Origin of the sequence: Polynucleobacter sp. MWH-HuK1 (assembly GCF_018881815.1) — a bacterium.
In the GTDB taxonomy this organism is placed as follows: Bacteria; Pseudomonadota; Gammaproteobacteria; order Burkholderiales; family Burkholderiaceae; genus Polynucleobacter.
On record NZ_JACVPP010000001.1, the window covers coordinates 1,427,810 to 1,435,643 of the forward strand.

At 44.2% G+C, this 7,834-nt stretch carries 7 protein-coding genes and 2 tRNA genes; 7 read left to right on the plus strand and 2 right to left on the minus strand.

The window, feature by feature from the left end; genetic code table 11:
- Positions 1-16 precede the first annotated feature (16 nt).
- Both folP and glmM read left to right on the plus strand, forming a co-directional pair.
- Positions 17-895 carry a dihydropteroate synthase gene (gene folP, locus ICE93_RS07330; protein WP_370624604.1) on the plus strand — a complete coding sequence of 293 codons (879 nt, stop codon included), beginning with the start codon at positions 17-19 and terminating at the stop codon, positions 893-895.
- 17 nt (positions 896-912) lie between these two features.
- On the plus strand, positions 913-2,256 hold the full coding sequence (glmM, locus tag ICE93_RS07335) for a phosphoglucosamine mutase (RefSeq protein WP_216186958.1): 1,344 nt from the start codon (positions 913-915) through the stop codon (positions 2,254-2,256).
- Between the two features lie 14 nt (positions 2,257-2,270).
- Here glmM and ICE93_RS07340 read toward each other — a convergent pair whose 3' ends face one another.
- Together ICE93_RS07340 and ICE93_RS07345 are read right to left on the minus strand one after the other, a co-directional pair.
- The gene (locus ICE93_RS07340) at positions 2,271-4,367 is read right to left on the minus strand and encodes a TonB-dependent receptor (protein ID WP_216186960.1); all 2,097 of its coding nucleotides are present in this window, start codon (positions 4,365-4,367) and stop codon (positions 2,271-2,273) included.
- A gap of 82 nt (positions 4,368-4,449) precedes the next feature.
- Entirely contained in the window at positions 4,450-4,818 is a 369-nt protein-coding gene (locus ICE93_RS07345; protein WP_216186962.1) for a hypothetical protein, read from the minus strand.
- 60 nt (positions 4,819-4,878) lie between these two features.
- Between ICE93_RS07345 and ICE93_RS07350 the strand changes: the two genes are divergently transcribed.
- The 5 genes from ICE93_RS07350 to ICE93_RS07370 form a co-directional block, all read left to right on the plus strand.
- Positions 4,879-4,955: transfer RNA gene (locus ICE93_RS07350), tRNA-Pro, on the plus strand.
- A 47-nt stretch (positions 4,956-5,002) separates the two neighbouring features.
- Positions 5,003-5,079: transfer RNA gene (locus ICE93_RS07355), tRNA-Arg, on the plus strand.
- A 122-nt stretch (positions 5,080-5,201) separates the two neighbouring features.
- On the plus strand, positions 5,202-6,566 hold the full coding sequence (locus tag ICE93_RS07360; RefSeq protein WP_216186964.1) for a site-specific integrase: 1,365 nt from the start codon (positions 5,202-5,204) through the stop codon (positions 6,564-6,566).
- A gap of 2 nt (positions 6,567-6,568) precedes the next feature.
- Positions 6,569-7,078, plus strand: a complete 510-nt coding sequence (locus tag ICE93_RS07365; protein ID WP_216186966.1) for a hypothetical protein — start codon at positions 6,569-6,571, stop codon at positions 7,076-7,078.
- A gap of 288 nt (positions 7,079-7,366) precedes the next feature.
- Positions 7,367-7,834: cation transporter (locus tag ICE93_RS07370; protein WP_216186968.1), on the plus strand; the 468-nt coding region annotated here is incomplete at its 3' end.

Here is a 7,834-nt window from a genome sequence, read left to right on the forward strand (position 1 = left end):
GGATTTGCTTTAGTCTTTGTTGCTAAATCTAAGTAATCAAACTAAGCCCACAACATGGCGTTGTGGGCGTTTTCTTTTTGATTTTGCTAAACGTAATCGCCCAATAGTCATGGGTATTCTGAATGCCACGCCAGATTCATTTTCAGATGGCGGTAAATTTAGATCGCCTAAAGATGCAATTGCACAAGCTGAGCGCATGCTTGCAGATGGTGTTGATCTTATTGATATAGGCGGAGAATCTACCAGACCCGGTGCCATACCCGTTGAGCTACAAGAAGAGCTGGATAGAGTACTGCCTGTAATTGAAGCGCTCAAAGACTGTGGAGTTCCACTTTCAATTGATACCTACAAGTCAGAAACAATGCGACAAGCACTGCATGCTGGTGTGGATTGCGTCAATGATATTTGGGCGCTAAGACAAACTGGAGCCGTAGATGCTGTATTAGAAAGTCAACATTGCGGCATTGTATTGATGCATATGCAACGCGATCCTTTGACGATGCAATTTAATCCCGAATACATCAATGTGATTACAGAGGTAAAACAGTTTCTAAGGGGTCGGGCTGATCTCTTGATTTCTTCTGGCATTGCAAGCGATCGCATTGCAATTGATCCAGGTTTTGGTTTTGGTAAGAGCCTGGAGCACAACCTTAATATGTTGACTAATTTTGCTGAATTTTTATCATTAGAGCTCCCTGTATTGGCTGGCATATCCCGCAAATCCATGATCGGCAAAATAACCGGTAAGGACACAAATGAACGTGTGGCCCCAAGCATTGCTGCAGCCATAATGGCGGCAGATCGCGGCGCCAGCATTGTGCGTGTTCACGACGTAGCCGAGACAGTTGATGCTCTAAAGCTATGGGAGGCTATTCAACTTGATATGTCAGTCTAAGTTTTATAATTAAAAGCATGAAAAAACAATACTTTGGCACCGATGGAATCCGAGGGGAGGTAGGACAATTTCCTATCGTTCCAGAATTTATGACGCGCTTGGGTTATGCGGCCGGCAAGGTGTTAACACGGAACACAAAGCCAGGTGAGCGATGTAAGATTCTGATTGGTAAAGATACTCGGGTTTCAGGCTACTTGTTAGAGGCTGCACTAGAGGCGGGTTTTGCTGCTGCCGGCGTGGATGTCATGCTTTGCGGCCCTATACCAACCCCTGGAGTTGCTTATCTCACGAGAGCCTTACGCTTATCTGCTGGATTGGTAATCTCTGCCTCTCACAATCCTTATCAAGACAACGGTATTAAATTTTTCTCTGCAGAAGGGGATAAATTTTCAGATGATTTTGAGTTCGATATTGAAAAAGAGCTAGAAAACCCTATCGGCTGCGTAAGCTCTAAAGATTTGGGTAAAGCTTTTCGCTTGGATGATGCAGCAGGTAGATATATTGAGTTTTGTAAATCAACAGTTCCTGGCCATCTAAATCTAAAGGGATTGAAGATCGTAGTCGATTGCGCCAACGGTGCTGCATATCATACTGCTCCACATGTTTTCCATGAATTGGGCGCTGAGGTAATTTCTATAGGCGTTCATCCCAATGGTAGAAATATTAATGATGGATGCGGCGCTACTGCACCTGCGGCTTTGGTTGCAAAAGTTCAGGAAGTAAAGGCAGATATTGGCATAGCCTTGGATGGTGATGCTGACCGCTTGCAAATGGTTGACGCATCCGGCAGATTATTTAATGGTGATGAGTTGCTTTATGTATTGGCAAAAGATCGTGTTAATCGTGGCGACAAGGTTGGCGGTGTTGTTGGTACATTAATGACCAATTTAGCTATTGAAAATGCCATCAAGGAGCTAGGCATTGGATTTGAGCGTGCCAATGTAGGCGATCGCTATGTTTTAGAGCTTCTTAAAAAGAATGGCTGGCATGTCGGTGGTGAAGGCTCTGGTCATTTGCTTTGTTTAGATCGTCATTCTACTGGTGATGGCACTATCGCAGCGCTGCAGGTATTAACTGTGATGAGCCAATCCAAGAAGAGCCTTGCGCAGCTATTGGAAGAGGTCGCCATATTTCCACAGGTACTCTTAAATGTGAGGTTTAAGCCTGGCTACGACTGGAAGTTGGATGAGACGCTAAAAAAACAAATTTCGATGGTTGAAAGTAATCTCAAAGATATCGGAAGAGTATTAATTCGCGCCTCTGGTACCGAACCATTATTGCGTGTAATGGTAGAAACTAGGGACGGCGCTGTTGCCATGAGCGCCGCCAAGAGCATTGCCGATTTAGTACCTACTGCTTAGCCAGATATATCTACTTAGAATGTACCCCTTAGTCCAACCATGAAACTTCTTCCTGGTTGGGGTGCATAGAGTCTGACGGCCATAGGCGTTGTTGCATAGCGAATTTGCTCATTAAGCAAATTTTTCATATTGAGATAGATGGTCCAGTTCACCTGCTGAATTCTTTCGGTGTAGGAAATGCCAGCATTTAGTAGGTTGTAACTTGGGGCTGGCCCTTGTTCCCAACTTGCTAAGCGATTTTGTTGATAGCTATAGATGTAACTAGCATTCGTTAGCCAGCCATCTCTTTGATGAGCAATTTCAGCACCTAGACGAGGAGCAGGTTGCAATGGAAGGTTGCCTCCAGCATCAAACGTACCTTGAGATACATCACCAAAGATCCTGCCTCCAAGGCCTGGCTCTCGCCAGTTATAGGTAATTTCACCTTCAATACCTTTAATAGTTGCAGCAGCTTGCTGAGCCATCACAACGCTAAAACCGTCGCCTTCCTGGCCACCGTTATTGATTGCATTTCCGGTGTAGTAGCCATAAATATAGTTGTTAAAACGATTGGCATAGATGCTAGCTTTGCTACGAAGAATTCCCAAGCTCTTTTGAAAGTTGAACTCTAGGTTGTGTGAGACTTCCTTGCTTAAATTAGGGTTACCAATGTCAAATGTTGCTGTAGATTCATGGGCACCATAAGAGTAAAGCTCTTGGGCACTTGGAGCGCGTTGAGAAACTGTATATGCCACACCCAAGCCATGGCCTTGCATAAAATTCCATAGCCCACCAGCCGAATAAGACATCAAATTGAAATTACGGTTTTGCAAAGTAATTCCAGGCGTAAGAGTGCCTGCAGTTGTATCCTGAGCTTCAAGGACAGTGGCCGTGTTGGGGTTTTGAGCCACATTGTTGTATCTCAGACCAAGGCTACCTTGAAGACTGTTCCATTTACCTTCCTCAATCCAAAATAGGGCATTGGAATTTGTTTTTGTTGGCGGAAAAATTGCATAGCTGCCGCTGCCTACTTCAGTAGCATTTAAGGATGCTGCGGTTACTTGAGCGCCAAATGTACCTTTCCAGCCGAGTAGGGGGTTATGAGTTAGCTCTAAGCGCGCTTCATTTGCTAAATTCTTCCATAGGGCGGCTGCTTCGCCAGCATTGTTAAATTCTGTATGGTTGTAATTGGTATTTGCAGCACTAAATTTAAATGATGAGAATCCACTAAATGGGTCACGAGTTTGGTGCTGCAGATCGTAACGATTTTGTGATTGGTTGATTGACCCGCCTTCAGGCGTTGGAATTCCATAATTATTGTTTAGCCGCTCGACAGAAACTCCGGTGTAACCAGACTTACCAATATATGAAACACCGACGCCTAAATTATTTTGGTTACTAAAGCTATTAGGTAATTTTCCAGTGTAATTATTGCCGCCATTTCCCTCTGGTGGCACGGTCCAGCCACCAACGGGCTCACCCTGTGATTGTGTAGAGCTACCAGGAATCGAGTAATTATTGGCATTATTAATTGCTGTATCCACATGTACCGCAACCGATCCAAAGGCACCATCAAGCTCGAGAGAACCAGCTCTGCCATTATTTACTGTTTCATAACTTGTATTGATGGCACCAGTTGCGCGATCAGGTAAGTTAGTCAAAATGCGATCATTTACCACATTCACTAATCCACCACTGGAGCCTGATCCATAAAGGAGGGCGGCGGCGCCACGAAGTATTTCAACTTGATGGGTATTTTGCATGTTGTTGCCAACAGCATGATCTTGAGAAATATTGGATACATCGCCTACTGAGAGGCCATTTTGTAATATCTGCACGCGCGAACCTTCTAGGCCTCGAATCACGGGACGGGATGATCCTGCACCATAACCAGTTGCTGACACCCCAAGTTCATTAGCCAATGTTGCGCCCAAAGTGCTTCCTAATTTATTGGCTAACTCATCACCCTGGAGAACCTTTGTTGGCGTCAAAATGCTTTGTGTAGCTTCTTGACTACCAGTAGCAGTAATCTCGAGACTGGGAGTTTGACTTTGTGCAAATGCATAAGAACTGAAAATGCTACCAACCAACACGCAAATAATGCGTGGCTTTAATAATTTTTTACACTTCATTTGAAGCCCTTAAATTCTTGCAACCATGTAATGGAAGCTAATAAATCAATGACTAGATATTGAATCTAGCCTCTGTAAAGATTTATGAAAGAAGGGTTGGTGGCGCTCTTGATTGGTAATGCTCAATAAAGGCTTGAGCTATGTGGGAATTATTGACTTCACCGGATTGATTAGGTTGATTGACATGTATTGCCGCTGTGACAATCTCAGCTACAACAAATCCAGCCAAAGTAAGTGCATCAAATAAATGACATATGTCTGAATTGTGATTTTGTGATGGCGTGGCATCAACCGTAATCGAGCTGACTTCTGTTTGGCTTTGGAAATTAGCATGTGAAATGCTATGAGACAGGCCTATCCATCGGGTGCCCAACAAGCAAAATGCAAGCAAAGATATGCTCAGAGCAACTTGAATTTGCTTCTTAAATTTGCTTGAAAAATAGGCAACCATGGCACGAATATTACAGGATTTGCCTGCAATAGTGCTCTCGGTGTAGAATGTGGATTCCGTCGGAGTGTAGCGCAGCCTGGTAGCGCACCTGCTTTGGGAGCAGGGGGTCCAAGGTTCGAATCCTTGTACTCCGACCACTTTTCTCTATTTAGTTCTAGATAGTAGTTATAAACCCAGCATGTATCTGCCCATAGCTCAGCTGGATAGAGCAACGGCCTTCTAAGCCGTAGGTCGCAGGTTCGACTCCTGCTGGGCAGGCCACAAATCCCAATAAATTCAAGCATCTACTGTGTCGGGCAAGCGGGTTTATTGCTTTACACAGTTTTTACACAGTTTCATTTATAGGCTATACAATCAAGGTACAGCAAAATAACTGGTAAACAATGCCGCAAAAAGCCCAAACCACCGTCGTTTTACGCGATAAGGAGCTCTACGTAGTGCGTAGAGAGGGTACGGCTAACTGGCAAGTGCATTACAAGGCTAAAAGCTTAAAACGCTGGATACGCAAGAGTACGGGCACTAGCAATCTCAATGAAGCTAAAACTATTGCAGAGGACTTTGCAGCTGATACGAGAGCGGCAGAGCGTCGGGGCTTTCCGGTAGTTAGTAAGAAGTTCAAGGCTGTTGCAGAGGTCGTTAGTGCCAATCTCAAGGAGCAGATCAAGCATGGTACTGGCAAAAAGATCTATGCTGACTATTACCGTGCCATTGATCAATATCTCATCCCATTCTTTGGCAATTACAACATTGACTGCATTACGCCTGCCGTGATCAGCGAGTTTGATATCTGGCGATACCAACATGTTGGTCGTCGTTTAAAGCAAAGCACCCAAAACACCCATAACCTAGCCATGAATGTGATCTTTGATCATGCCATTGAGGCTGGATATATGACTGAGTTCCTAAGGCCCAAATTTAAGAACACTGGTGAGGCGGGTGAGGCTAGGGGCTTTTTTACACACGATGAGCTCATTGCCCTGCAGCAGTTCTTACAAAAATGGACTACACAAGGCAGAACGCAGGCTACTCGTGAACTACGTGAACTGTTGTGCTTATTCGTGGCGTTTGTGGCAAGCACTGGTGTGCGTCCTGGAACAGAGACTAAAGAGCTGCAGTGGCGCCATATTGAATTTATTGAAAAAGATGATTCACGCCTCATTCATATTCATTTGCCACAAGGTAAAACAGGAGCTCGAAAGATCATTGCTCGTCATGAGCTTTGGCCTATTCTAGAAAAGCTGCGTCAATTGCAACCCGCCTATGATAAGTTGACCTTAGATGAGCTGATTGCCAGCAAGAAAAAAGATTATGTTTTCAGGATGCATAGCGGTGAGCGTCCCTATAGTTTTGTGAATGCTTTTGGTGATGGCATTCGAGAGGCTGGCATGCTTACCAATGGCAAAGACAGTCAAGAGCGAAGTCTGTATAGCTTGCGTCACTACTATGCAACCCAGCGCCTGATGGAAGGCTACACCTACGAAGACCTAGAAGTGCAGATGGGGACGAGCGCCGAGATGCTGCGTCGACACTATAGTCATATTGAGGTCTTAATGATTGCTGAGCGTTTAGCTGGCGGTAAAGCTGCTGATCAAGGTGCTGAGATCCAAAAATACATGAACCCAGCCAAAGCCAATATGATGGGCTTAATTGGCTTAACTACTGGCATCTACATCCCGCTGCAAGAGCAAAACCCTGATGCCGCAAAAGAGTTAGAGCAAGCTTTGCTTAAATCAAAGCGTAAAAGTTAAACATGGCTAAAACAAAAATAGTTAAACCATCTCTCGCGACTATGCTGCCCGTAACAGCCTTCTTTGATAAAAAGGCAGAAGCTGCAGTAGCTAAAGCAGCTGATCGCATGGCAGATCTCAAGTTCTTTGAGCAAGTTCTGGCAAGACTAAAGAGTGGTGAAGATTTAAGTTCTGAGATGGCTGCATTTAAAAGGGTTGATACTAAGGTGGCAATTGAGACTGTTAAATCATTAATTGCTAAATGTAAAAGTGACTTACAGGCTGGCTATTGGGACATTAAGAGCAAGAAGATCCAAACAAAAGTGAAGTCAGTTCTCATCGAAGGTGAATTAGTGCCTCGCTATACGGTTGAATACACCATTGCAGTAAGCGGTCGTGAGGTAAACATCAAGGTAGAAACTGCTGGAGTAACAGCAGAAATTTATACAAATACCAAAAAATGTAAAGGCGTTACTGAAGATGTGGCCTTAGATAGGGTGATGCATGAGCTTGTGCTGTCGGGAATGCGCTAGGAAACTCTCGCGACCAACGGATTAAAAGAAGTCGTGCCTCTTCAAAACACCATATAAATCAATAGTTTGTAGGGCCAAAAAGTCACTGTGCGATTGAGTGTGCGATTGTGTTTCGGTGCAAAGTTCGAATCTATGAGTCGGATTTATGTGTTGAAGGCATAGCCTAAGAGGTAATCGAAGTTATACAAACCGGAATACTTTGGTCCCAGGTTCTAGTCTTGGTGGCCTCTCAAAAATAAAAGCCACTCTTCGGGCTGGTTTTTATTATTTACGCTGGATTATTAAAATATGAGTTCTGACCAGATCTTTACAGTTACTGAAACCACCTTTTTAGTGCCGGCAATGGACTGCCCCTCTGAAGAGCAAATGATTCGTATGGCATTGAGCTCATTAAGCACCTATTCAATGAGCTTTGACATTCCCAATCGAAAACTGGTGATTTATCACACTGAGGATCCCAGCGAAGTATTGGCTAAATTAGAGCCATTAAATTTTGGCGCCAGCATTCACAGTAGTAGGTCCGTCAATTCAGTGCCCACTCAAGCTCAAGATAAAGAAGAAACAGCTAGAGAGCGTCAAGTCTTAATTTGGTTGTTAGCGCTTAATGGAGCCATGTTTTTTGTGGAAATCATTGCTGGTTGGTTGGCACAATCCGCTGGATTAATTGCTGACGCCTTGGATATGTTCGCTGATGCAGCAGTTTATGGGGTAGCTCTATATGCAGTTGGAAAAGCAGCTTCTAATAAATTGAAGGCC